Raw genomic sequence first — 24932 nt, forward strand, 5'->3', positions numbered from 1 at the left:
AGCTTGTGGGTCCTGGCGTCGTCCAGGGCGCTGATCAGGTGCGACTGGGCGGCGGCGAAGCCGTCGTAGGCGTCCTGGAGGGCCCGGCTGACCAGCCCGATCTCCTGCTGGGCGGCGTGGAGTTCGTCGTGCAGGTTCTGCATCCGGGTGGTGGCGTGGTCGGCGGCGGTGCCGGACCACTGGGAGTTGTGCAGCCGGTCGACGACCTCGTGCTGCCAGTTCTCCACGTGCCCGCCGAACGCGGTGGCCAGGGTGTCGAAGGCGCTCTTCGCGGTGGAGATGCCGATGATGTCGGCGTCGTGCAGGGTCTTGATGTCCATCGGCTACTCGGCCGCCTTCGCGCTGCGGGGCTTCACCGGGCCGGGGACGAACGTGGTGTCGAAGGGATCCGGCTCGGGGCTGCTCGCCGCCGGTGCGTTGGGGTTGCGCATGCTGGTGTGGGCGTTCTGCTCGGCCTGGCGGTAGTAGGTGGCCGTGGTGCCGAGCTTGGTGCCGACGTCGCCCATGTCGCCGCCGAGCTTGTCCAGCAGGGTCTTCCAGTTGGTGCTGCAACTGGTGATCCCGCCCGCGGTGAGCCAGCCCTTGAGCCCGCCGGCGGCCTGGTTGCACGGGTCGGTGATCTTCGCGGTCTCGCCCGGTATCAGGCCGCCGATGTGCTGGGCGCTCTGCCCGCAGCCGTCCAACTCGTCCGGCTTGACCTTGAACTGCAATCCTGCGTCAGGATCTGCCATGCTTCGTTCCCCCGTCAGATCCGGACCGGCCGTCGACCGGTCCGTACGTTCGAAAACTGACGACGCATGCTAGCCGATCATCGACGCAGGTCAGCCCGGGGACGGACCGGACGGACGCGCAGGGGCCGCACCTCCGGGAAGGTGCGGCCCCGAACGGTGTCCGGGCTACTTGGGCGGAGTGCCGTCGGGCCAGAGGCAGGGGGAGCTGACGGTCAGCTGGAAGGTGCGCTCCGCGTCGCCGGTGCCGTCCAGGAGGGCGACGAAGTCGTCCTTGGGGTTCTTCATCTTCACCCAGCCGTGGCCGGGCTCCACCGACTGGAAGCCCTGCCCGGTCAGGAAGGTGCGGAACGCGTCGGCGACTTCCGCCCTCCTGGTCAGCGGGAGGTCGTCGAAGTCGGCGGAACGCCAGGTCTGCTTCCGGCCGTGCGGGCCGATGTCGTTGGCATCGCACTCCAGGTCGTCGAACGACGTCGGATTCGACGCGGGCGTGACCGGCAGCTTCGCCAGGATGTCTCTCTGGTAGCCGTCGATCTGCTTCCGGGCCTGGTCGAGCGTCATCGTGGGCTTCGACCGCTCCTGCAGGGTGTTCACACCACAGGCGTTCAGGGCCAGCGCGGCGATGGCGATGGTTGCAGCCGTGACGGCCCGCCCGGGCCGCGGCCTGGTCAGGGAGGTGTGTGTCGCGCTCTTCACGAGATCGGCCTTCCGGTGATGGCTTCCCCCATGGCGCGTAGGGACCTGGAGCCCTTTTCCCAGTATCCGGAGTGATCCGTCCCCGGGCTGGTGGGCAGTGCCACGGCACCGAACTGCGGGACACTGGGGTCGCGCCCGAAGGCCAGGTGGTGGTCCGGGCTGTCGACGGAGCCGGCCCAGTGGCCGACGTTGTTGGTGAAGTTGCTCACCCAGTTCTCCGCCTGCTCCGGCGGAGTGTTCTGGATGATGTCGTCATCGCCCTGTGCCGCGTAGACGCGGGACGGGGCGACTCCCAGGTCACGGGCGTGTTCCACACCGGCGCCCGGGCTGGCGACGAGGACGACGTTGTCGACCGGAAGTCCCTTGTCGCGCATGGTGTAGCCGACGACGGTGGTGCCGTAGCTGTGGCCGAGGACGGTGTTGTTCGAGGGCTTGCCCTCGTGCGTGGCCCGCAGGCCGTCCTGGAAGCCGCGCAACTTGGACTCCGCATTCTTCGCGTAGGTGTCGTCCGCGGCTTCGGGAAAGATCGACTGCGGTGCGTCGTAACCGATCCAGGTGACGGACGAGGTGGTCTTCCGGTGGCCGTTGGCTTCGTCGGCCGAAGCGACCATCAGGTCCGACCGGTCCATGTTCGTCCCCATCTCGGCCAGTCGTGAGCCGGTGCCGGGGACATAGGTCGACACGTTGTCGGCGGTGTCCGGGTTGTTGGCGGCGACGATGGCGTGGCCGTGGCCCTTGGTGTCGAAGCCCAGCAGGAAGGCCGGCGGCTCGTCCTTCTTCAACCGGGCCTCGATGGCCTTCACCCCCTTCATCTTCTCCTCCAGGTCCTCCCGCTTCTTCTTCCACGCCGTGTAGTCGGGGTTCTCGACCGGCCCGCCGTTGGTCTCGGCGACGCTCAGCATCTTCTTCGGCTCGGGCCCCAGGCCGTCGAGTTGGCGCTGGAGGTCCTCCTTGCCGCGCCGCAGGTTGATCAGGTTGGCCTGGTGCCGGGCGGTGGCGGGGATGCCGTCGAGGGCGCCGAGCCGGTCGTGTTCGGTCTGGATCATCCGCTGCTGCTGGGCGTCGGTGAGGCCGTTCCACCAGGCCTTGACGCTGGTGGGGTCGGTGCCGGCGGCGGGTACCTGGCCGAGCGCATCCGCGGCGGCCTGGTCGGCCTTCGCGGTGGCGGAGTCGAGGCCGGTGCCGTTGGTCGCGTTGGTGGCGAGCTTGGCGAGCCGGGCGCTGATGGTCCGGTCGGTGTGGTCGGCCTCGGAGAGTGCGGTGGTGATCCGCTTGCTGATCTCCTTCGCGGTGGCCTCGGCCTTGTCCCCGGCGTAGTCGGCGGAGTCGGGGTCCTTGTTCCAGGTGATCCCGCCGTCGGGGGCCACGGTCATCTTGTTGTTCCTGGCGTCGTCGAGGGCGCTGATCAGGTGGGCCTGGGCGGCTGCGATGCCTTCGGCGGCATCGGAGAGTGCCTTGCTGATGAGCCCCAGTTCCTGTTTGGCGGCCTGGAGTTCGGTGCCCAGGGACTGGATGCGGGTGCCGGCGTGGCCGGCGGCGGTGCCCGTCCACTCGGAGTGGCCCAGCCGGTCGACGACCTCGTGCTGCCAGTTCTCGATGTGCCGGCCGAAGGCGCTGAAGAGCGTGTCGTAGGCGTTCTTCGCGGTGGTGAGGTTGTTGATGTCGGCGTCGTAGAGGGTCTTGATGTCCATCGGCTACTCGGCCGCCTTCGCGCTGCGCGGCTTCACCGGACCCGGGACGAACGCGGTGTCGAAGGGGTCGGGTCCGCTCGGCGTCGGCGCGTTGGGGTTGCGCATGCTGGTGTGGGCGTTCTGCTCGGCCTGGCGGTAGTAGGTGGCCGTGGTGCCGAGTTTGGTGCCGACGTCGCCCATGTCGCCGCCGAGCCGGTCGAGCAGGGTCTTCCAGTTGGTGCCGCAGTCGGTTATCCCGCCGGCGATGAGCCAACCCTTGAGGCCTCCGGCGGCTCGACTGCTGGGTTCGGTGATCTTCGCGGTCTCCCCCGGTATCAGGCCGCCGATGTGCTGGGCGCTCTGTCCGCAGCCGTCCAATTCGGCCGGCTTGACCTTGAACTCCGAGCTCGCGTCAGGATCTGCCACGTGTCCCCCCAAATCCGATCGGATCACCTCCGGGCTCGTGGTCGCCCGAAGATGCCGTCGCATGCTAACGGATCCTTTGCAGCAAGGGCGGGAGGACCTTCGAGCAGCCGGCCGGCGGTCCGGGCGCGGTGGCCGGAAGCAGGTGGGGATACCCTGTGGGGGTACTACGTGGAGGCGACTCGGGAGGCGGGGCATGGCGCGGCGGCGTTCGTACGGTTCCTCGCTCTCCCGGTTGCTGCTCCTGGCCGCGCTGCTGCTCGGCATCGTGACGATGCACACCCTGGGACACCCGAGCGGTGGGCACGCCGGCCCCGGGGCCCGGACGACGGCGGCGCAGCAGGCGCCGGAGCACCATGGCGCGGCCGTCGTCCCGACGGTGGGGGCGGGTGTGACCGTCCAGCCCGCCGTCGGTGGCGGCATGGACCCGATGACGGTCTGTCTCGCCGTGCTGGCCGGATGGACCCTGGTGCTCCTGGTGGCCGGCTCGCTGCTGCGGTGCAGCGGTGACGCGGCCGCCGCGGTGCGGGCCCGGTTGTTGCGGGCGGTGCGGGCGCTGCCGCCGCCCGGGGGTGGGCGGATCCTCCTCAACAGACTGTCGGTGCTGCGTCAGTAGGCGCGCGCTCGCCGTTCCCTGCCCGCTCGTGCGCCTTCGCGCCCGCGCGCGGAACGGCTGACGCGCCGTCCTGTACGTCCACACCACCCCTGTATGAGGTGCACTCCGTCATGCGCACACCCACTCGTCGTACCGTCCTCGGCGCCGCGCTCGCCGCCGCCGGGACCGGTCTGCTCACCGCCTGCTCCGCCGGATCCGACCCGATGAAGGGGATGGACCACGCGGCCATGGGTCACTCCCCGGCGTCCCCGACCGCCGCTCCCGCCGGGTTCGTCGCCCCGAACGGCCCCGAGGTCGCCGCCGCTGAGGCGCGGCGCCGGCCCGGGCCCGAGCGCAGGGTCGCGCTCACCGCCACCGAGACCACCCTCGACCTCGGCGGCCGGACCGTCCGCAGCTGGGCCTACGGTGACCGGCTGCCCGGGCAGGAGGTGCGCGCCACCGTCGGCGACACCCTCGCCCTCACCCTCGCCAACCACCTTCCGCAGCCCACCTCGCTGCACTGGCACGGCCTCGCGCTGCGCAACGACATGGACGGGGTGCCGGGCGTGACCCAGCAGCCGGTCCGGCCGGGCGGCTCCTTCGACTACCGCTTCGCGCTCTCCCGCCCGGGCACCTACTGGTTCCACCCGCACTCGGGCGTGCAGCAGGACCGCGGCCTGTACGCGCCGCTGATCGTCGAGGACCCGAAGGAGCCGCTGCGCTACGACAAGGAGTGGGTGGTCGTCCTGGACGACTGGGTGGACGGGGTCGACGGCAGCACCCCGGACGCCGTGCTCGCCGAACTCGCCGGGGGCATGGGCGGGATGGACCACTCTGGCGGCTCCGGCCACGCCGCGCCGGGCGCGCCGGGCATGGCGGGCATGCCGGGGACGGCGGGCACGTCAGGCCCGGACGGCGGCGGCACCCCCGCCGCAGGCCCGTCCCGGATGCTGATGGGCGCCACGAGCCCGCTGCTCGGCGGCGACGCGGGCGACGTCGCCTACCCGTTCCACCTGGTCAACGGCCGGTTGGCGAGCGCCCCGGAGACCTTCACCGCCAGGCCCGGCGACCGGATCCGGATCCGGCTGATCAACGCGGGCGGCGACACCGCCTACCGGGTCGCCCTCGGGGGCCACGAGCTGACCGTCACCCACACCGACGGCTTCCCGGTCGAACCGGCCGACACCCAGGCGCTGTTGCTCGGCATGGGCGAGCGCTACGACGTGCTGGTCACCGCGAAGGACGGCGTCTTCCCGCTGACCGCCCTGGCCGAGGGCCGGAACGCCACCGCGCTGGCCGTGCTGCGCACCGGCGGCGGTGCCGCGCCGGACGCCTCGGTGCGCCCGGCCGAGTTGGACGGCCGGCTGCTGACCGCCGCCCGGTTGACGGCGGACCGGAGCGTCCGGCTGCCCGCGAAGGCGCCGGACCGCACCGTCGTGCTGGAGCTCACCGGCGGTATGGCGAAGGCGGATTGGGCCTTCAACGGCCGCCGGTACGACCCGGCGCAGCGCTACCCGGTGGCGGCCGGCGAGCGGGTGCGGCTGGAGTTCCGCAACAGCACCGCCATGTGGCACCCCGTCCACCTGCACGGACACACCTTCGCGCTGGGCGCGGACGGCCCGCGCAAGGACACCGCGATCGTGCTGCCGGGCGCCACCCTGGCGGTCGACTTCGACGCCGACAACCCGGGACTGTGGATGGTGCACTGCCACAACGTCTACCACGCGGAGACCGGCATGATGACCGTCCTCGGTTACCGCGCGTAACCCCGAGCCGGAGTCCGGTCCACCCTCCGGGACGCCGGGACGGGGGTCCCGTTCCCCGCCCCGGCGTCCCCGGGGTCGCCGCCCCCGCGCCCCGGGGTCGCCCCGCCGGGCCACCTGCCCCGACCCGTGCAGCCATGACGTTTTCTTAACGCGGGCCGATGACGTGTCCTTAACGGCTGTCGCATAGCCTGTCGCACTGCCGTCGCCCGACGGCGCTTTTACGGGGTCTTTAATCAAGAGGTGCAAGGTGGTTTCGTCGGGTTCGACGGAGACGACGACGGAGGACCCGTCGTCGGCGCGAATACGGCTCCGCAGCTGGCTCCTGGAGGACATGTCCCCGGACAAGGCCGCCAGGGACGCCGCCGCGAAGGCGCAGCAGGACGGCACGGAGCCGGGGGACTCCGCCGCCGAGGACGGTCACGCTGCGCACACGGGCCAGCCGTGGTGGCGGGTGATGTGCCTGACCGGTCTGGACTACTTCTCGACGCTCGGCTACCAGCCGGGCATCGCCGCCCTCGCGGCCGGCCTGCTCTCGCCGATCGCCACGATCGTGCTGGTGCTGGTCACCCTGTTCGGTGCGCTGCCGGTCTACCGGCGGGTCGCCCAGGAGAGCCCGCGCGGTGAGGGCTCGATCGCGATGCTGGAGCGGCTGCTGTCGTTCTGGAAGGGCAAGCTGTTCGTCCTCGCCCTGCTCGGCTTCGCGGCGACGGACTTCATCATCACGATCACCCTCTCGGCCGCCGACGCCAGCGCGCACCTGGTCGAGAACCCGCATCTGACCGGCGCCCTCGGCGGCAAGCAGATGATCATCACGCTGGTCCTGGTCGCGCTGCTCGGCGCCGTCTTCCTCAAGGGCTTCAGCGAGGCCATCGGCCTGGCGGTGGCCCTGGTCGGGGTCTACCTGGCGCTCAACGTGGTCGTCGTCGCGGTCGGCCTCTGGAAGATCATCCAGGCGCCGCACGTGGTCACCGACTGGTCCAACGCGCTGACCACCCAGCACGGCAACGTCTTCGTGATGATCGGCGTCGCGCTGGTGGTCTTCCCGAAGCTCGCGCTCGGCATGTCCGGCTTCGAGACCGGCGTCGCCGTGATGCCGCACATCAAGGGCGAGGCCGGCGACACCGAGGCGAACCCGGCCGGGCGGATCCGCGGCACCCGCAAGCTGCTCACCACCGCCGCCGTGATCATGAGCACCTTCCTGATCGCGACCAGCTTCATCTGCACCCTGCTCATCCCCGCTAAGGAGTTCGAGAGCGGCGGCCAGGCCAACGGCCGCGCCCTCGCCTTCCTGGCGCACGAGTACCTGGGCGGCACCTTCGGCAGCGTCTACGACCTGTCCACCATCGCGATCCTGTGGTTCGCCGGCGCCTCCGCCATGGCGGGCATGCTCAACCTGCTGCCCCGCTACCTGCCGCGCTACGGCATGGCCCCGCACTGGGCCCGCGCCGTCCGCCCGATGGTGATCGTCCTGACCGTCGTCGGCTTCCTGATCACCTGGCTCTTCGACGCCAACGTCGACGCCCAGGGCGGCGCCTACGCCACCGGCGTGCTGGTCCTGATCAGCTCGGCGGCCATCGCCGTCACCATCGCCGCCCACAAGAAGCGCCAGCGCGGCTGGACCATCGCCTTCGGCACCATCGCGGCGGTGTTCCTGTACACCACGGTGGTGAACACCCTGGAGCGCCCGGACGGCGTCAAGATCGGTGCCTGCTTCATCGCCGGCATCATCCTGGTCTCGCTGCTCTCCCGGCTCAAGCGCGCCTTCGAGCTGCGCGTCACCGACGTGTCGCTGGACGAGACGGCCGAGCGGTTCATCCGGGACTACGCCCACCGTCCGCTGCGGCTGATCGCCAACGAGCCGACCAACCGGGACGTCGCCGAGTACCGCGACAAGATCCGGCAGATCCGCGCCGACAACGACATCCCGGGCGAGGACGACCTGGTCTTCGTCGAGGTGACCGTCCGGGACGCCTCGGACTTCGAGTCCGAGCTGACCGTCCGCGGCGAGGTGCTGCACGGCCGGTACCGGGTGCTGACCCTGGAGAGCTCCAGCATCCCGAACGCGATCGCCGCGCTGGCGCTCACCGTCCGGGACCGCACCGGGCAGCGGCCGCACCTCTACTTCGAGTGGACCGAGGGCAGCCCCTTCGCCCAGTTCCTGCGGTTCTTCCTGTTCGGCCAGGGCGAGGTCGCGCCGGTCACCCGCGAGGTGCTGCGCGAGGCGGAGCCGGACCGCAGCAAGCGCCCGCGCGTCCACGTCGGCTGACCCCCCGCCGACCCCGTAACGGCCTCGGCCCGTCCGGTCCACCGGGACCGGACGGGCCGTCGTCGTTCGGGCCCTCAGGAGGGCAGGCGCAGCACCGTTCCGGGCTGGATGAGGTCCGGGTCCTCGCCGACGGCGTCGCGGTTGACCTCGTACAGCGCGGGCCAGCCGCCGGGGACGTTCAGGTCGGCGGCGAGCTGGTCCAGGCTGTCGCCCTCGCGGACGGTCCATCGGCCGTCCTCGACGCCCTCGGGGGCGGGCGGCGGCAGGACGGCCTCCCGCTCGTGGTCGCGGGTGGCCTCCTGGTCGCGGGCGGTCTGGTGGTGGCGCGGGGCCTCGGGACGGCGGCCGCCGTCCACGGCGCGGGGGCCGCAGACCGGCCAGGGGGCGAGGCCGCGGCGTTCGGCCAGGTGCTGGGCGACGGCGGTCTGCTCCTCGCGGCTGGCGAGGTCGGCGCGCGGGGCGTAGGCCAGGCCGCCGTTCTCCCGCCAGGTGGACTGGTCGAACTGGAGGCCGCCGAAGTAGCCGTTCCTGCTGTTGATGTGCCAGTTCCCGCTGCTCTCGCAGTCCGCCACGCGGTCCCAGTCGTACCCGCCGTTCGTCCTCCCGCCGGGGTCGGCTCCGCCGTCGCCGCCCGGGGGTGCGGCGTGGGCCGCTGGTGCGGCGAGGGCCACGGCGAGGGCGCAGAGCGCGGTGGGGACGAGGCGGCGGAGGCGGGCGGTGGGAGGCATGGGCGGCTCTCAGGTCCGGGGACAGGGCGTGCACCGCCCGGAGGCGGCGCGTTCCAACCCATGCACGCCGGACGGGGCGCGTGGCCGCCGACACGTCCGAGAGGTCACCCGCCCGGCCGTCCCGGACCACCCCGGCGGCCCGCGGCCATCCGGCCGTACGCCCGGTGTCCCCCGGGGGTGTCCGCGCGACCCGGCGGCCGGGTCGGCGGGGCGCCGCGGGGCCGGTCCGGACCAGCGTTCAACTCCCGTTCGCCGTAGCAACGGTGGCCCGTGGTGTGGACGTACCGTCCGGCTGGGAACCTCCTGGGCGTTTCTCGGACCAGGAGGCTGGCAGTGGCTGATTTCCCGCGCAGAACGGTTCTTCGGACGGGGACGGCGGTCGGCGCCCTCGCCGCACTGCCCGCGTCCACCCTGCTGTGGACCCGGCCGGCCGTGGCCGGCACCCCCGGCCCGGAGCAGATCCACCTCCAGTGGGGCAACGAGCCCTCCCGCGAGATGACCGTCTCCTGGGCCACGGCGGCCACCGTGCGCCGCCCCCGGGTGCGGATCGGCACCCCGCGCGGCGGCGCCGGACGCACCGTCGACGCGTTCAGCCGCAGCTACGTCGACGGGCTCAACAAGGTCGAGACCTTCACCCACCACGCCCGCCTGGACGGGCTGCGCCCCGACACCACCTACGTCTACGAGGTGCTGCACGACGGCGCCCAGCCGGTCCGCGGCACCTTCCGCACCGCGCCCGCGCGCGGCCGGGCCGCCTTCCGGTTCACCAGCTTCGGCGACCTCGGCACCGGCGACAACGTGTTCAAGAAGTCGTCCGTCCACGGCGCCGCGGCCGTCCGCCAGGTCGAGCAGTTCAACCCGCTGTTCCACCTGCTCAACGGCGACCTCGCCTACGCCAACAACAACGAGCAGCTCCAGCCGCAGGCCTGGAACGCGTTCATGAACAACATGGGCCGGTCCGCCGCCAACCGCCCCTGGATGCCCGCCCCCGGCAACCACGAGGTCGAGGCCGGCGGCGGCGACCTCGGGTACGCCTCCTACCTGACCCGCTTCGAGCTGCCCGACAACGGCACCCGCGACCACTGCGGCACCTGGTACGGCTTCCAGGTCGGGTCGGTGCTGTTCGTCAGCCTGGACGGCAACGAGATCGCGGTCGAGGACGACGCCAGCATCGACCCGGCCACCGGGCAGTCCATCTACATCAGCGGCTACAGCGACGGCGCCCAACTCCGGTGGCTGGAGCGGGTGCTGAAGCGGGCCCGGGACGGCAGCGCGGTCGACTGGATCGTGGTCAACCTGCACCAGTTCGCGATGTCCTCCTCCGCCTCCAGCCACGGCGGCGACATGGGCGTCCGGGAGAAGCTGCTGCCGCTGCTCGACCGCTACTCCGTCGACCTCGTGCTGGCCGGCCACGACCACGACTACGAGCGCACCCACCCCGTCCGCGGCACCGAGCCCGGGGGCCTGCTCACCCCGGCCGTCGTCGACGACGACCTGCGGCGGATCGACACCTCCGAGGGCACCGTCCACCTGATCCTGGGCGGCGGCGGCACCGCCGGCCACGACGACGTCTACCTGCCGGCCGACGGGGACGGCGTCCGCGAGGCCACCGTCCGCACCCAGCGGCTCACCTTCAAGGCCGACCCGGACGCCAAGGAGAAGGCCACCTGGTCGGCCGTCACCGACCCGGACACCGCGTACCCGTACGGCGTCGCGGTCTTCGACGTGGACCCGGGCCCGGTGCCCGGCGGCCGCACCACCATCACCGTCTCCTACTACCACTCGGTGCCCGCCACCGCGGCCCGCCCGTTCCCGACGCCGGTGCTGTTCGACCGCTTCACGCTGTACCGCGACCGCAGCGACGGCTGGGGCGACGGCGACGACCAGGGCGAGGGCGCCGACGCCCGGGAGCGGGCCGGCGCCGGGCGCCGGTAGCCTCCCCGGCGGAGGGGCCCGCCGTGCTGCGGGCCCCTCCGTGCACGGGAATCCCCTGCCGCGGTGGCCGGTTGGAGTCGATGACCTGCTGGAAGCTGCGGAAGGATGCACATGAGGATCGGCGACATCGAGGTCCTGGCGATCGCGGACGGGACGGGCACGGAGACCGCTGCCGAGATCCTCACCCGCCCCGGCGTGGCCGACCCGTGGGCCTGCCACGAGCACCACCGGGAGCCGGACGGCAGCCTCACGCTGCCGCTCGGGGGCTTCCTGGTGCGCAGCGGGGCGCGAACCGTCCTGGTGGACGCGGGAGTCGGGCCGTTCGACGACGGCAGGTACCGCGGCGGCGCACTGCTCGACTCGCTCGCCGCCCACGGGGTCGCCCCCGGGGACGTGACCGATGTGGTCTTCACCCACCTGCACTTCGACCACGTCGGCTGGGCCTCCGTCGACGGGCGGCCGGTCTTCCCCCGCGCCACGTACCGGGCCCACCGCGCCGACTGGGAGCACTTCGTGACGGGCGAGGCCGCCCGGCCCGAGGCGGTGGCCAAGCTCACCCCGATCCAGGGGCAACTGGAGCTGTTCGACGGCGACTTCACGCCCGTGCCGGGGATCGACGCGCTCCACCTGCCCGGCCACACCCCGGGGACCACGGTGTACGTGGTCTCCTCCGCCGGGCGCCGGGCGCTGCTGCTGGGGGACGTCGCCCACTCGGTGGTCCAGCTCGGTGAGCGCGACTGGCAGGTGATCTGGGACATCGACCCGGTCGCCGCCTCCGCCGTCCGCAACCGCATCGCGGACGAGGCGGCGGACACCGACGACCTGTTGGTGGCCGCGCACTTCCCCGGCATGCGGTTCGGGCGGATCCTCACGGCCGGCGGCGACCGGCGCTTCGTCGCCGTGTAGGGCGGGCCGTCCGCCGCGCCGGGCCGCCCCCCGGCGCGCCGGGCCGGTCGTCGTACCGGGCCGCTGCCCCCGCCGCGCCGGGCCGGTCGTCGTACCGGGCCGCCCCCGGCGGCGCTCTGCCGGTGGCGAATCCGCGACGGGCAGAGAAAGCGGCGCGGGGCCCCGGTCCGGGGTGAGAGTGGGGTCGACGGCAGCTCCGGTTCGACGAGGAGGACCCAGATGACCCCGCTCACCCCGCCCCCGCCCCGTGCGGAGCAGGGCGGCACACCGCCCGGCCCGTTCGACGACCAGCTCGCGGCGCAACTGCTCGCGCAGCGGATCGTGCTGCTCGGCACCCAGGTCGACGACGTGTCGGCGAACCGGGTGTGCGCGCAGCTGCTGCTGCTCTCGGCGGAGGACCCGCGCAGCGACATCGGCCTGTACATCAACAGCCCCGGCGGGTCGGTGACCGCCGGGCTCGCGGTCTACGACACCATGCGGCTGATCCCGAACGAGGTGTCGACGCTGGCGATGGGGTTCGCGGCCAGCATGGGGCAGTTCCTGCTCACCGTGGGCGCGAGCGGCAAGCGGTTCGCGCTGCCGAACGCGCGGATCATGATGCACCAGCCCTCGGCGGGCATCGGCGGCACGGCCGCGGACATCGAGATCCAGGCGGAGAACCTGGAGTTCACCAAGCGGTCCATCGAGCGGATCACCGCCGAGCACACCGGGCAGAGCGAGGAGACGATCCGCCGGGACGGCGACCGGGACCGCTGGTTCACGGCGGAGCAGGCCCGGGAGTACGGCCTCGTGGACCGGGTGGTGGAGTCGGTCGCCGACATCCGCCCGGCCTCGTCGCGTCGACGGATGGGGTTGTGAGATGGGGTCCTACACGGTTCCGTACGTCATCGAGCGAACCGCCAAGGGCGAGCGGACGTACGACGTGTTCAGCCGGCTGCTGAACGAGCGGATCATCTTCCTGGGCACCGAGATCGACGACGGGGTCGCCAACGTGGTCATCGCGCAGCTCCTGCACCTGGAGTCGGAGAACCCGGAGCGCGAGATCTCGATCTACCTCAACTCGCCCGGCGGATCGTTCACTTCGCTGATGGCGATCTACGACACCATGACCTTCGTGCAGGCGCCGGTCTCCACCTTCTGCGTCGGCCAGGCGGCCTCGACGGCGGCGGTGCTGCTGGCGGGCGGGGACCCGGGGCGGCGGTTCGTGCTGCGGCACGCGCGGGTGCTGCTCGGGCAGCCGGCCAGCGGCGGGCGGCAGGGGACGGTCTCCGACCTCAGCCTGGCGGCCAAGGAGGTGGTCCGGATCCGCGCGCAGGTGGAGGAGGTGCTGGCCCGGCACACCGGGCGCGACGCGGTGTCGCTGCGCGCGGACATGGACCGGGAGAAGGTGTTCACCGCCGAGGAGGCCGTCGCGTACGGGCTGGCGGACGAGGTGCTGAGCCGGCGGTGAGCGCCTGCGGTGGCCGGTACGACGGGGGTGTACCGGCCACCGCTCGGGTCAGGCGGCCAGGCAGAGGCCGTTGGACTGCGGCCGGGGCCCGCCCGCCCGGTTCGGCCGGGCGGGCCGGGTGTGCCGGACCAGCTCGTCCTGGGCGAGCGAGAGCAGGTCTCCGAGCCCGAGGCCGAGGGCCCGGGCGGCGGCCGCGAGGACCTCGGAGGAGGCCTCCTTGCGGCCGCGCTCCAGCTCCGACAGGTACGGCATCGAGATCCGGGCCGTCTCCGCGACGTCCTTCAACGTGCGTTCCTGGGCGAGTCGTTCGCGGCGCAGCGCGTCGCCGACGAGGTCGCGCCAGAGCGGCTCCTTCGGGGCGGGCGTCGCGGGGGCGCCGGGCGGGCGCAGGGGGATGACGCGGGCTTCGTTCGGCGCTTGAGTGCTCACTCCTCCAGCCTAGGGATCGTGGGTCCGGGGGGAAGGGTGCGGCGCTCTGCTCTGGGAGAAGTCCGTCAGCCGGGGAGGATCCGGTCGAGGTGGTGGCGGAGGACGTCGGCGGCGTCGTCGGCCGTCCGCTGGCCGAGCAGGACGCTGAGGCCGAGGCCGGCGGAGGCGGCCATCAGCAGGACGGCCTCCCGGCGGGCGTCGCCGGTGACCCCGGCGGCGGCGAGCCGGGCGGCAAGGAAGGCCTCCATCTCGTCGGGGGCGGCGAGGAAGGCCGGCCCGGCGAGGGCGGGGTCGGTGACCGACAGCACCGCGTACTCGGTGTGGATGAGGTGGAAGGCCCGGCTCTCCCCGTCGGTGGGGACGGCTTCCAGCAGCACCGCCTCGATGACGTCGCGCGGGGCGGGCGAGGCGCCGGCGGCCCGGAGGCGGCGGTGGATGCGCTCGCCCATCCGGGTGGTGAGACGGGTCATGGCGGCGAGGAGCAGCTGCTCCTTGGTGTCGAAGTAGTACTGGACCAGCCGTACCGACACCCCCGCCTCGACCGCCACCGAGCGCATGGTGACGGCGTGCAGGCCGTCGGCCGCCGCCGAGCGGAGCAGGGCGTCGACGATGTGGGCGCGCCGCTCCTCGTGGTCCACCAGTTTCGGCATCGGGTTCCTTCCGGATGTTTTTGTGGTACAACCATACCATCAAAATCGGGAGGGATCATGACCAGGACCAGCGTCGGGCGCTTCACCAGCGAGGCGGCCCGCACCACGTTCCTCGACGCGTACGACCGGGCGATGGAGCTGTGGCCGGGCCCGCGCCGGGAGCTGGACGTCGAGACCGGCTACGGCACCGTCCACGTCCACCGCTACGGCACGGCGACCGGCGAACCGATCGTGCTGCTGCACGGCCACGCCGGGCACCCGTCCAACTGGTACCCGCAGATCGCCGCCCTGGGTGCGCACCACCCGGTGTACGCGATCGACACCCTGGACGACCCGGGGCGGAGCGTGCAGCGCGCCGTCGCGGCCGGGTCGGCGGAGAACGCGGAATGGCTGGGGGAGGTGCTGGCCGGGCTCGGGCTGGAACGGGTGCACCTGGTGGGGGTCTCGTACGGCGGCTGGCTGGCACTCAACCAGGCCGTTCACGGCCCCGACCGGCTCGCCTCCGTGACCGTGCTGGACCCGGGTGGGATCGAGAAGGTGCCTGCGCGGTTCTACCTCCACATGATCGGCGGACTGTTCGGCATGCTCGCCCCGCGCCCGCTGCGCCCGGCGGTCGGGCGGCTGCTCGCCAACCCGGCGCTCAGCGCGCCGCGCGAGATGATCGCCCCGATGATGCTCGCCATGCGCAGCTACAAGCCGGGTGGCCGCCCGCCCGCCCGGCCCTTCACCGACGAGGAGTTGGGCGCGATCGACCTGCCCGTGCTGGCGCTGGTCGGCCGGCGCAGCGCGCTGCTGCGGCCGCACCGGGTGCGGGAACGGGTCACCGCGCTGATCCCGGGTGTGCGGGCGGAGATCGTGGAACGGGCCGGGCACGGGCTGAACCTGGAGCAGCCGGAGCTGGTCAACGAGCGGCTGCTGGGCTTCTTCGGCGAGCTCGCGAGGGGCTGAGGCCCAGGGGGACGGCGGCGGGGAGGGGCACGCGGGGTCAGGCGGCCGCCGCCGGCTCCGTCGCCGCCCGGGCCCGGTCGTAGCGGTGGAGCACCAGGCGGGCGACGGCCGGGTGGGTGGCGAGCGGGGCGCCGGTCCAGGTGGCCGCGGTGGTGGTGGCGGCGCGGCGGGCGAAGTGGCCCGGGGAGAGCAGGTAGCTCGCGAGCGCGACCCGGGGGTGGCCGGCCGCGAGCAGCCCGGCCACCGCCTGGCGGGGCGTGGGGGCGGCGGCGGAGAGGTGGGCGGGGGTGACCGGGCGGCCGAGGCGGGCGGCGAGCAGGTCGGCCGTCCGGGCGGTGCCGGCGAGCGCGGCGGGGTCGGTGGAACCGGCGCCGGCCAGCACCACCGGGGCGTCCGGCGGGGCGCCCGCCTCGCCGAGGCGGTGAGCGAGGGCCTCGGCGAGCAGGGGGTGGGGGCCGAGAGCCGGGGCGAGCCGGTCGGGCGGGAGGCCGGCGGCGGCGAGGGCGGCGGGCAGGTCGACCCGCAGGTGGTGGCCGGTGCCGAGCAGCAGCGGGACCAACACCGGCCGGGCGTAGGCGAGTCGGGCGAGGGCCTCGGCGAGGGTGGGGCGGGCGAGGTCCAGGAAGCAGCAGCGGACGGTCAGTTCGGGGCGCAGTGCGCGAACTCCCCGCAGCAGAGCCCGGATCGAGGTCAGGGCCGCCGGATCGCGGCTGCCGTGCGCGACGGCGAGCAGGACAGGCGGCATCAGCCCGCCGCCAGCCGGTAGCCGCGCTTGGGCACGGTGCGGATGAGCGCGGCGTGCGGGCCGAGCGCGGCCCGCAGCCGGCCGACGGCCGCCTCCACCGCGTGTTCGTCGGCGGCCGCGTCCGGCCAGGCAGCGCGCAGCAGGTCGGCGCGGCTGAGCACCCGGCCGGGCCGGTCGGCGAGGGCGCGCAGCACGGCGGCGCCGCGCGGGCTGAGCCGGTGGCTCTCGCCGTCGACCAGGGCGGCGTTCCCCTGGAGGGTCAACACCACGCCGGTCAGCGCCACTTGGCGGCGGTCCCGGCCGGGGAGGGTGTCCGCGAGCAGCCGGACCAGGGCGCCGAGCCGGCCGCGCTCGGGGTGGACGGCGGGCAGACCGAGGTCGGTGAGCGGGCGGGCGCACAGGCTGCCCACGCACACCGGCAGCACATCGGCGCGCAGCGCGTCGAGCAGCGCCTCGTACCGGCCCTCGGCCCGCGCGGTGGCCAGCAGGGCGGCGATCGCGGGGGCGCTGGTGAAGGTGAGTGCGTGCACCTGGCGGCGGACGGTCCGGTCGAGCAGCCGGCGCACCGCGCCCGGGTCCTCCGGCGGCGCCCATCGGTAGACCGGGACGGAGATCACCTCGGCGCCGCGCTCGCGCAGCGCCGCCGCGAAGGCGTCCAGCCGGACCCCGTGCTCCTGGACGGCGATCCGGCGCCCGGCCAGCGGGCGGGCGAGCAGCCAGGTGAGGAGTTCGTCGGTGGCCTCGCTGTCGGGGGAGTAGCCCTCGTCCAGTCCGCTGGCCCGGACCGCGCCGGTGGCCTTCGGGCCCCGGCTGAGCACCACCGCGCTCCGGCAGGCCCCGGCCAGGGCGGCGCCCCGGCCCCAGCCCTCGGCGGCGCTCATCCAGCCGCGCCAGCCGACGCCGGTGGTGGCCACCACGTAGTCGAGCGGGGCGGCCAGGCAGCGGTCGGTGGCCTCGCGCAGGGCGAGGTCGTCGGCGAGCGGCAGGATGCGCAGCACCGGCGCCTCGACGACCTCGGCGCCGCGCCGGGTGAGCAGGGCGGTCAGCTCCTCGCGGCGGCGGGCGGCGGTGACGCCGACGGTGAAACCGGTGAGCGGTCCCGCGGACGCGGCGGGTGCTCCCGGCCGTCCGGGCGGTCCGGCCTGGCCGGGCGGGGTGAGGGTTGCTGCCATGCGGGCCAGCCTGCGGCGCGGGTGTTACGGGGGCATTGCCCGACCGTCACCCGCCGGTAAGCGAAAGTGCCGCTGCGGTTACGGCGGATGTCCGGGCGTGCACCCCGGCGGGCGGGCGGCGTGAGCAAGGCGTTCCGTGCCCGCAACACCGGCGAAGCGGTGGGGAAACAGCGGACGCCGAGCGTTCTCGGCATGACACCCACCGCCGCCCCGGTCGCCCGGACCGCCCCGGCCGCCACCGACACGCACTGCCCGTACTGCTCGCTGCAGTGCGGGATGCGGCTGGCGCCCGCCGCGGCGGACGCCGGGCCGCCGGTCGAGGTGCTGGAGCGCCCGGCCTTCCCGGTGAACCGGGGCGCGCTGTGCGGCAAGGGCCGCACGGCGCCCGCACTGCTGGCCCGGGGCGCCCGGCTGACCGGTCCGCTGCTCCGCGACCGGCCCGGCGCCCCGCTGCGCTCGGCGGGCTGGCCCGAGGCGCTGGACCGGGCGGCCGCCGGGCTGGCGCGGGTCCGGGCCGCGCACGGGCCGGACGCGGTGGGCGTGTTCGGCGGCGGCGGGCTGACCAACGAGAAGGCCTACCTGCTGGGCAAGTTCGCCCGGGTCGTGCTGGGCACCGCGAACATCGACTACAACGGCCGGTTCTGCATGTCCTCGGCCGCCGCCGCGCACCGCCGGGCCTTCGGCCTGGACCGCGGCCTGCCGTTCCCGCTCGCCGACCTCCCGCACACCGGCTGCCTGATCCTGGTCGGCGCCAACCCGGCCGAGACGATGCCGCCGGCCGTCCGCTACCTGCGCGAACTCCGGGAGAAAGGCGGCCGGTTGATCGTGGTCGACCCGCGCCGCACGCGCACCGCCGAGCTGGCCGACCTGCACCTCCAGCCCCGCCCCGGTGCGGACCTCGCGCTCGCCCTCGGCCTGCTCCACCTGGTGATCGCGGACGGCCTGCTGGACGAGGAGTTCATCGCCGGGCGGACCACCGGCTTCGCGGCCGCCCGGGAGGCCGCGACGGCGCACTGGCCGGACCGGGTGGAACGGATCACCGGCGTCCCCGTGCACCAACTCCGGCAGGCGGCGAGGACGTTCGGCGAGGCCGCCACCGGCATGGTGCTCACCGCGCGCGGCCCCGAGCAGCACAGCAAGGGCACCGACACCGTCGGCGCCTGGATCGACCTCTGCCTGGCCACCGGCAACTCCGGCCGCCCGTACAGCGGTTACGGCTGTCTGACCGGCCAGGGCAACGGCCAGGGCGGGCGCGAGCACGGCCAGAAGGCCGACCAACTGCCCGGCTACCGCTCGATCGAGGACCCGGCGGCGCGCGCCCACGTCGCCGCCGTCTGGGGCGTCCCGGCCGCGAGCCTGCCCGGCCCCGGGCTCTCCGCGTACGAGCTGCTGGACGGCCTCGGCCGCCCCGACGGCGTGAAGGCGCTGCTGCTGGCCGGCTCCAACCCGGCGGTCTCCGCACCGAACGCCGCACACGTCACCGAACGGCTGCGCGCACTCGACCTGTTGGTGGTCGCCGACGTGGTGCTCTCCGAGACCGCCCGGCTCGCCGACGTCGTGCTGCCGGTCACCCAGTGGGCCGAGGAGGACGGCACCACCACCAACCTGGAGGGCCGGGTGATCCTGCGCCGCCGCGCCCTCGACCCGCCGGCCGGCGTGCGCGGCGAGCTGTGGCTGCTGCGCGAACTGGCCGCCCGCCTGGGCGTCCCGCACGGCTTCCCGGCCGAGGCCGAGCCGGTCTTCGACGAACTGCGGCGCGCCTCGGCCGGCGGCGACGCCGACTACGCGGGGATCAGCTACGCCCGGATCGCCGCCGAGGACGGGGTGTTCTGGCCCTGCCCCGCCGACGGGCACCCGGGGACGCCGCGCCTCTTCCTGGACCGCTTCGCCACCCCGGACGGCCGGGCCCGGTTCGCCGCGGTCACCCACCGCCCGGCCGCCGAGGAGCCGGACCGGGACTACCCGCTGTACCTGACCACCGGCCGGGTGCTCGCCCAGTACCAGAGCGGCGCCCAGACCCGCCGGGTCGCCGAGCTCACCACGGCCGCGCCCGGCCCCTACGTCGAACTGCACCCGCAGCTGGCGCGGCGGCTCGGCATCGCGGACGGCGAGCCGGTGGCCGTCACCAGCCGGCGCGGCCGGGCCGTCGCCCCGGCCCGGATCACCGACGCGATCCGGCCGGACACCGTCTTCATGCCCTTCCACTGGGCGGGCGCCGGGCGGGCCAACAGCCTCACCAACCCGGCCCTCGACCCGGTCTCCCGGATGCCGGAGTTCAAGCTCTGCGCCGTCCGGGTGGAGCGCGTGCGGCGGGAGGAGGGGGCGTGACCCCCAGGATCGCCGTGGTCGGCGGCGGTATGGCGGCCGCCCGGTTCGCCGAGCGCTACACCGCCCTCGGCGGCCCCGGCACGGTCACCGTCCACGGCGCCGAGCCGCGCGCCCCGTACAACCGGGTGCTGCTCGCCGAGGTGCTGACCGGGCGGTACGACGCCGAGTCGATCGCCCTGCCGCTCGGCGGGGCGACGGTCCGGCCCGGCAGCGAGGTGGTCGCGGTGGACACCGCCGGACGGACCCTGCGGACGGCCGACGGCGCCGAGGAGTCCTGGGACGAACTGGTGCTGGCCACCGGCGCCAACCCGGTGCTGCCGCCCGTGCGCGGGCTGCGCCGCCCCGACGGGTCCGGACTGACCGGGGGCGTGCACACGCTGCGCACCCTGGACGACTGCACCCGGCTCGCCGAGGAGGCCGTCGGGGCGGCGCGGGCCGTGGTGATCGGCGGCGGAGTGCTCGGGGTGAGCGCCGCCCGGGCCCTGGCCGGACTCGGCGTCCGGGTCGAGATCGTCCACCAGGCACCGCATCTGATCGAACGTCAGCTGGATCCGGAGGCGGCCGCCGTGCTGCGCGAGCGGCTGCGGTCGCTGGGCGTCGACTGCTACCCCGGCAACCGGGCCCGGGCCGTGCACGGCGGCGCCCGGGCCGCGGCGGTGGAGCTGGCCACCGGCTACCGGCTGGACTGCGACCTGGTCGTGCTCGCCTGCGGCACCCGCCCGCGCACCGGGCTCGCCCACGCCGCCGGCCTGCCGGTCGGCACCGGCGTCCTGGTGGACGACCAACTGGCCGCCGCCCCGCACGTGTCCGCCGTCGGCGACTGCGCCGAACACCGCGGCACCGTGCACGGCCTGGCCGGTCCGGCCTGGGAGCAGGCCGACGTGCTGGCCCGCCGGCTGTCCGGCGCCGAGCCCGACGCCCGCTACCCGGGCAGCAGCCCGCGCGCCCGGCTCAGCACCGGCGACCTGGAGTACGCGGCCTTCGGCACCGTGGACGAGACCCTCGACCCGGGCCTCGACGTGCTGCGGCTCACCGACGCCACCCGCGGCAGCTACAAGAAGCTCGTCCTGCGCGGCGACCGGCTGGTCGGCGCCATCCTGCTCGGCGACCTGGCCACCGTGGACGCGCTGGCCGGCGCCTTCGCCGACGGCGGCGCACTCGTCGGCCACCCCCTGCACCTGCTCACCCGAGGAGTCACCCGATGACCGAAGACGGGCGCGACGTCCGCGACCTCGTCCTGGTCGGCCACGGCATGGTCGGCCAGCGCTTCCTGGAGGCCTGGAGCGCGCAGCCCGCCGCGCGCGGCTGGCGGGTCACCGTGCTCGCCGAGGAACCCCGCCCCGCCTACGACCGGGTCCACCTCGGCGCGCTGTTCACCGGCAGCACGCCCGAGGACCTGGGGCTCTGCCCGCCCGGCTTCCTCGCCGAGCACGGCATCGACCTGCGGCTCGGCGACCCGGTCACCGCGATCGACCGGGCGGCGCACCTGGTCCGTACCCGCTCCGGCGCCGAAGTCCGCTACGACGTCCTGGTCCTGGCCACCGGCTCGGTGCCGTTCGTGCCGCCCGTGCCCGGGACGGACGCACCCGGCTGCCACGTCTACCGCACCGTCGAGGACGTCGACGCGATCCGGGCCGGGGCCGCCGTCGCCCGCACCGGCGTGGTGGTCGGCGGCGGACTGCTCGGCCTGGAGGCGGCCGGCGCCCTGCGGGCCGGCGGACTGGCCACCCACGTGGTCGAGTTCGCGCCCCGGCTGATGGCCGTCCAGGTGGACGACGGCGGCGGCGCGGCGCTGCGCCGCCGGATCGAGGAGCTGGGCGTCACCGTCCACACCGGCGTCGGCGCCGGCGGCGTGCTCACCGGCCCGGACGGCCGGGTGCGCGGCCTCGCCCTGTCCGACGGCCGGGAACTGCCCGCCGACCTGGTGGTCTTCTCCGCCGGGGTGCGCGCCCGCGACGGGCTCGCCCGGGACTGCGGACTGCCGGTCGGCCCGCGCGGCGGCATCGTGGTCGACGCCCACTGCCGCACCGAGGACCCGGCGGTGCTGGCCGTCGGCGAGTGCGCCCAGGCCGTCGACGGCCGGGTGTACGGGCTGGTCGCGCCGGGCTACCAGATGGCCGAGACGGCCGCCCGCACCATCGCCGACCGGGCCGGCGCCGGCTTCACCGGGGCGGACACCTCCACCGAGCTCAAGCTGCTCGGCGTCGACGTCGCCAGCTTCGGCGACCCGCACGGCAGCGCCGAGGGCGCGCTCGACGTGCTGTACAGCGACAGCCGCAGCGGCGTCTACCGCAAGCTGGTGATCGGCGCCGACGGCGCGCTGCTCGGCGGCGTCCTGGTCGGCGACACCGAGGGCTACGGCGCGCTGCGCCCGCTCGCCGCGGCCGGTGGGCCGCTCACCGTCGCGCCCGAACAGCTGGTGCTGCCCGCCGGGTTCGCCGCCGCCGGACCGGTCGCGCTGCCCGACACGGCGGTGCTCTGCTCCTGCCACAACGTCACCCAGGGCGCCGTCCGGGCCGCCGTCCGCGAGCAGGGCGCGGACAGCGTCGCCGCCGTCAAGAAGTGCACCCGGGCCGGCACCGGTTGCGGCAGCTGCCTCAAGCAGCTGGGCACCGTGGTCACCGAGGAGCTGGCCGCCGCCGGGGTCGCCACCGTCCAGGGCCTGTGCGAGCACTTCGCCCACAGCCGGGCCGAGTTGTACGAGATCGTCCGGGTGACGGGTGTGTCGGGCTTCTCCGCCCTGCTGGCCGGGTACGGTACCGGCGGCGAGGGCTGCGAGATCTGCAAGCCCACCGTCGCCTCCATCCTGGCCAGCCTCGGCAACGGCCACATCCTGGACGGTGAACAGGGCGCCCTCCAGGACTCCAACGACCACTTCCTCGCCAACCTCCAGCGCAACGGCTCCTATTCGGTCGTCCCCCGGGTGCCCGGCGGTGAGATCACCCCCGAGGGCCTGATCGCGATCGGTGAGGTCGCCCGCGACCACGGCCTCTACACCAAGATCACCGGCGGCCAGCGGATCGACCTCTTCGGCGCCACCGTCGACCAACTCCCGCTGATCTGGCGCAGGCTGGTCGACGCCGGGTTCGAGTCCGGGCACGCCTACGGCAAGTCGCTGCGGACCGTGAAGTCCTGCGTCGGCGAGACCTGGTGCCGCTTCGGCGTCCAGGACTCCACCACCCTCGCCATCGAACTGGAGCTGCGCTACCGGGGGTTGCGCTCCCCGCACAAGCTCAAGGCCGCCGTCTCCGGCTGCGCCCGGGAGTGCGCGGAGGCGCGGAGCAAGGACTTCGGCATCATCGCCACCTCGGCGGGCTGGAACCTCTACGTCGGCGGCAACGGCGGGATGACCCCGCGCCACGCCGACCTGCTCGCCGCCGACCTCGACCGCGACACCCTGATCCGCACCGTCGACCGCTACCTGATGTTCTACATCCGCACCGCCGACCGGCTGGAGCGCACCTCGGTCTGGCTGGAGCGGCTGGAGGGCGGGCTCGACCACCTGCGGGCCGTCGTGCTGGACGACTCGCTCGGCATCGCCGCCGAACTGGACGAACTGATGGACCGTCACATCGGCTCCTACCGGGACGAATGGGCCGAGACCCTGGCCGACCCGGACCGGATGCGGCGCTTCGCCTCCTTCGTCAACGCCCCCGGGACCCCCGACCCCGCCGTCACCTTCGTCCCCGAACGCGGCCAGATCCGCCCCGCCCGCCCCGGCGAGGCCGGCCGCCCCCTCAACGCCCCCGTGCTGATCGCCGGGGCCCGACCGGAGGTGCTCACCCCGTGACCGTACAGATCCACGACGGCGACCGCTGGCAGAGCGTCTGCGCCCTGGCCGACCTCCAACCCGGGCGCGGGGTGGCGGTGTTGCTCCCCGGCGCGGCCGGGCAGGTCGCCCTGTTCCGCGGCCGCGGCGGCGAGCTGTACGCCGTCGACAACCTCGACCCGTTCAGCGGCGCCCCCGTCCTCGCCCGCGGCCTGCTCGGCAGCCGCGGCGACCGGCCGACCCTCATCTCGCCGATGTACAAGCAGGTGTACGACCTCACCGACGGGCGCTGCCTGGACGAGCCCACCGCCCCCGACGGCAGCGCCGCGGTGCTGCGGCGCTGGCCGGTGCGGGTCGTGCCCGGCGGGACCGCGGCATGACGGCCGTCCTCGCCGCCGGATCGCCCACCCCGCTGGCCGGTTGGGACCCGGAGGACGAGCAGCAGTGGGCCCGCGGCGGTGCCCGGATCGCCCGGCGCAACCTGGTGCTCTCCGTCCTCACCGAGCACATCGGCTTCTCGGTGTGGAGCCTGTGGTCGGTACTGGTGCTCTTCCTCGGCCCCGAGTACGGCATCGACACCGCGGGCAAGTTCACCCTCACGGCCCTGCCCACCGCGCTCGGCGCGCTGCTGCGGCTGCCGTACGCCTTCGCCGTCGCCCGCTTCGGCGGTCGCACCTGGACGGTGGTCAGCGCCCTGCTGCTGCTCGTGCCGACGGCGCTCGCGGCCGCGGTGCTGCGGCCCGGCGTCCCCTACGGCACGTTGCTGGCGGTCGCCTGCGCGGCCGGTGTCGGCGGCGGCAACTTCGCCTCGTCGATGGCCAACATCAACGCCTTCTACCCGCACCGGCTCAAGGGCTGGGCGCTGGGCGTCAACGCGGGCGGCGGCAACCTGGGCGTGCCCGCCGTGCAACTGCTCGGCCTGCTGGTGCTGGCCACCGCCGGGGCCGGGCACCCCCGGCTGCTGCCGCTGATCTACCTGCCGCTGATCGTGCTCGCGGCCGCCGGGGCCTGGTGGCGGATGGACGACCTGCCGGTGGCCCCCCGCGGGGAGGGGCGGGCGCTGCGGGAGGTCGCCCGCGATCCGTACGGCTGGGCGGTGTCCACCCTGTACATCGGCACCTTCGGCTCCTTCATCGGCTTCGGCTTCGCCTTCGGCCAGGTGCTCCAGGTGCAGTTCCACGAGCGCTTCGACACCCCGGTCAAGGCCGCCGCGCTCACCTTCCTCGGCCCCCTGCTGGGCTCGCTGCTGCGGCCGGTCGGCGGCCGCCTGGCGGACCGGTACGGCGGCGCGCGGGTCACCCTGGCGGCCTTCGCCGCCATGGGCGCCGGGACCGCCATCGTCCTGACGGCCTCCCGGGCGGGCTCGCTGCCGCTGTTCCTCGGCGGGTTCACCGCGCTCTTCGTGCTCAGCGGGATCGGCAACGGTTCGACGTACAAGATGATCCCGGCGCACTACCAGGAGCGCGCCCGGCGCGCCGTCGCGGCCGGGGCCGACCCGGCGGCCGCCGAGGCCGACTCCCGGCGGCGGGCGGTGGCCCTGATCGGGCTGGCGGGGGCGGTGGGGGCGTTCGGCGGGGTGCTGGTGAACCTGGCGTTCCGGCAGTCGTTCCTGGTCAGTCACCACGGGGACGCGGCGTACCTGGGGTTCCTGGCGGTCTACCTGCTCTGTTCGGCGCTGACCTGGGCGGTGTGGCTGCGCCGGCGGTGAGGGCTGTGGGTGGGGGGCGG

23 protein-coding genes are annotated in these 24932 nt (G+C 74.4%); 13 read left to right on the forward strand and 10 right to left on the reverse strand.

The features are described from left to right. From AB0O91_RS13835 to AB0O91_RS13855, 5 genes are all read right to left on the reverse strand, one after another. A partial coding sequence (locus AB0O91_RS13835) for a hypothetical protein (protein WP_363431618.1) occupies window positions 1-320 on the reverse strand: 320 nt, incomplete at its 3' end. 3 nt (window positions 321-323) lie between these two features. Further along, window positions 324-731 carry a hypothetical protein gene (locus tag AB0O91_RS13840; RefSeq protein WP_363431621.1) on the reverse strand — a complete coding sequence of 136 codons (408 nt, stop codon included), beginning with the start codon at window positions 729-731 and terminating at the stop codon, window positions 324-326. A 165-nt stretch (window positions 732-896) separates the two neighbouring features. Further along, window positions 897-1424: a hypothetical protein gene (locus tag AB0O91_RS13845; RefSeq protein ID WP_363431624.1), complete on the reverse strand. Its 528-nt coding sequence runs from the start codon at window positions 1422-1424 to the stop codon at window positions 897-899. Further along, window positions 1421-3115 (reverse strand): alpha/beta hydrolase, encoded by a 1695-nt coding sequence (locus AB0O91_RS13850; RefSeq protein WP_363431627.1) that lies wholly within the window; start codon window positions 3113-3115, stop codon window positions 1421-1423. Before AB0O91_RS13850 ends, AB0O91_RS13845 begins: the two co-directional genes overlap by 4 nt. 3 nt (window positions 3116-3118) lie before the next feature. Continuing rightward, complete coding sequence (locus tag AB0O91_RS13855) at window positions 3119-3520, reverse strand: hypothetical protein (RefSeq protein ID WP_363431629.1); 402 nt, start codon at window positions 3518-3520, stop codon at window positions 3119-3121. A 193-nt stretch (window positions 3521-3713) separates the two neighbouring features. On the opposite strand from AB0O91_RS13855, the gene AB0O91_RS13860 reads away from it, so the two are divergent. The 3 genes from AB0O91_RS13860 to AB0O91_RS13870 all read left to right on the forward strand — a co-directional run bounded on the left by AB0O91_RS13860 (window position 3714) and on the right by AB0O91_RS13870 (window position 8144). Beyond that, window positions 3714-4133 carry a hypothetical protein gene (locus AB0O91_RS13860; RefSeq protein WP_363431632.1) on the forward strand — a complete coding sequence of 140 codons (420 nt, stop codon included), beginning with the start codon at window positions 3714-3716 and terminating at the stop codon, window positions 4131-4133. Window positions 4134-4243: 110 nt separating this feature from the next. Continuing rightward, window positions 4244-5878: a multicopper oxidase family protein gene (locus AB0O91_RS13865; RefSeq protein WP_363431635.1), complete on the forward strand. Its 1635-nt coding sequence runs from the start codon at window positions 4244-4246 to the stop codon at window positions 5876-5878. Between the two features lie 331 nt (window positions 5879-6209). Continuing rightward, window positions 6210-8144 carry an amino acid transporter gene (locus AB0O91_RS13870; RefSeq protein WP_363431638.1) on the forward strand — a complete coding sequence of 645 codons (1935 nt, stop codon included), beginning with the start codon at window positions 6210-6212 and terminating at the stop codon, window positions 8142-8144. Between the two features lie 74 nt (window positions 8145-8218). Here AB0O91_RS13870 and AB0O91_RS13875 read toward each other — a convergent pair whose 3' ends face one another. Next, window positions 8219-8872: a transglycosylase family protein gene (locus AB0O91_RS13875; protein ID WP_363431641.1), complete on the reverse strand. Its 654-nt coding sequence runs from the start codon at window positions 8870-8872 to the stop codon at window positions 8219-8221. Window positions 8873-9205: 333 nt separating this feature from the next. On the opposite strand from AB0O91_RS13875, the gene AB0O91_RS13880 reads away from it, so the two are divergent. From AB0O91_RS13880 to AB0O91_RS13895, 4 genes are all read left to right on the forward strand, one after another. After that, complete coding sequence (locus tag AB0O91_RS13880; protein ID WP_363431643.1) at window positions 9206-10807, forward strand: metallophosphoesterase family protein; 1602 nt, start codon at window positions 9206-9208, stop codon at window positions 10805-10807. A 111-nt stretch (window positions 10808-10918) separates the two neighbouring features. Then, complete coding sequence (locus AB0O91_RS13885) at window positions 10919-11713, forward strand: MBL fold metallo-hydrolase (RefSeq protein WP_363431646.1); 795 nt, start codon at window positions 10919-10921, stop codon at window positions 11711-11713. Between the two features lie 219 nt (window positions 11714-11932). Then, entirely contained in the window at window positions 11933-12571 is a 639-nt protein-coding gene (locus tag AB0O91_RS13890; protein WP_363431648.1) for an ATP-dependent Clp protease proteolytic subunit, read from the forward strand. A 1-nt stretch (window position 12572) separates the two neighbouring features. Further along, window positions 12573-13163 carry an ATP-dependent Clp protease proteolytic subunit gene (locus AB0O91_RS13895; RefSeq protein WP_363431651.1) on the forward strand — a complete coding sequence of 197 codons (591 nt, stop codon included), beginning with the start codon at window positions 12573-12575 and terminating at the stop codon, window positions 13161-13163. Window positions 13164-13211: 48 nt separating this feature from the next. Here the strand turns inward: AB0O91_RS13895 and AB0O91_RS13900 are convergent, their stop codons facing one another. Both AB0O91_RS13900 and AB0O91_RS13905 read right to left on the reverse strand, forming a co-directional pair. After that, a complete protein-coding gene (locus AB0O91_RS13900) occupies window positions 13212-13592 on the reverse strand; it encodes a helix-turn-helix transcriptional regulator (RefSeq protein WP_363431654.1) in 381 nt (126 codons plus the stop codon). Between the two features lie 65 nt (window positions 13593-13657). Continuing rightward, window positions 13658-14242 carry a TetR/AcrR family transcriptional regulator gene (locus AB0O91_RS13905; RefSeq protein ID WP_363431656.1) on the reverse strand — a complete coding sequence of 195 codons (585 nt, stop codon included), beginning with the start codon at window positions 14240-14242 and terminating at the stop codon, window positions 13658-13660. Between the two features lie 57 nt (window positions 14243-14299). Here AB0O91_RS13905 and AB0O91_RS13910 point away from each other — a divergent pair, with 57 nt between their 5' ends. Next, a complete protein-coding gene (locus AB0O91_RS13910) occupies window positions 14300-15190 on the forward strand; it encodes an alpha/beta fold hydrolase (RefSeq protein WP_363431658.1) in 891 nt (296 codons plus the stop codon). A 37-nt stretch (window positions 15191-15227) separates the two neighbouring features. Here AB0O91_RS13910 and AB0O91_RS13915 read toward each other — a convergent pair whose 3' ends face one another. Both AB0O91_RS13915 and AB0O91_RS13920 read right to left on the reverse strand, forming a co-directional pair. After that, complete coding sequence (locus AB0O91_RS13915; RefSeq protein ID WP_363431660.1) at window positions 15228-15935, reverse strand: CbiX/SirB N-terminal domain-containing protein; 708 nt, start codon at window positions 15933-15935, stop codon at window positions 15228-15230. Next, window positions 15935-17107, reverse strand: coding sequence for a uroporphyrinogen-III synthase (locus tag AB0O91_RS13920; RefSeq protein WP_363431662.1), 1173 nt, complete (start codon window positions 17105-17107; stop codon window positions 15935-15937). The genes AB0O91_RS13915 and AB0O91_RS13920 overlap by 1 nt, the downstream gene beginning before the upstream one ends. Before the next feature lie 192 nt (window positions 17108-17299). On the opposite strand from AB0O91_RS13920, the gene AB0O91_RS13925 reads away from it, so the two are divergent. Genes AB0O91_RS13925 through AB0O91_RS13945 form a run of 5 tightly spaced genes read left to right on the forward strand, consistent with a single transcriptional unit; the run spans window position 17300 to window position 24912 of the window. After that, window positions 17300-19435 carry a molybdopterin oxidoreductase family protein gene (locus AB0O91_RS13925; protein WP_363431664.1) on the forward strand — a complete coding sequence of 712 codons (2136 nt, stop codon included), beginning with the start codon at window positions 17300-17302 and terminating at the stop codon, window positions 19433-19435. Beyond that, window positions 19432-20640 carry an FAD-dependent oxidoreductase gene (locus tag AB0O91_RS13930; protein ID WP_363431666.1) on the forward strand — a complete coding sequence of 403 codons (1209 nt, stop codon included), beginning with the start codon at window positions 19432-19434 and terminating at the stop codon, window positions 20638-20640. The genes AB0O91_RS13925 and AB0O91_RS13930 overlap by 4 nt, the downstream gene beginning before the upstream one ends. Further along, window positions 20637-23225 carry a nitrite reductase large subunit NirB gene (gene nirB, locus AB0O91_RS13935; RefSeq protein ID WP_363431668.1) on the forward strand — a complete coding sequence of 863 codons (2589 nt, stop codon included), beginning with the start codon at window positions 20637-20639 and terminating at the stop codon, window positions 23223-23225. Before AB0O91_RS13930 ends, nirB begins: the two co-directional genes overlap by 4 nt. Continuing rightward, window positions 23222-23584, forward strand: a complete 363-nt coding sequence (gene nirD, locus AB0O91_RS13940) for a nitrite reductase small subunit NirD (protein WP_363431670.1) — start codon at window positions 23222-23224, stop codon at window positions 23582-23584. Before nirB ends, nirD begins: the two co-directional genes overlap by 4 nt. Further along, entirely contained in the window at window positions 23581-24912 is a 1332-nt protein-coding gene (locus AB0O91_RS13945; protein ID WP_363431672.1) for a nitrate/nitrite transporter, read from the forward strand. The genes nirD and AB0O91_RS13945 overlap by 4 nt, the downstream gene beginning before the upstream one ends. Window positions 24913-24932 lie beyond the last annotated feature (20 nt).

The organism is Kitasatospora sp. NPDC089797 (assembly GCF_040684795.1).
Classification (GTDB): domain Bacteria; phylum Actinomycetota; class Actinomycetes; order Streptomycetales; family Streptomycetaceae; genus Kitasatospora.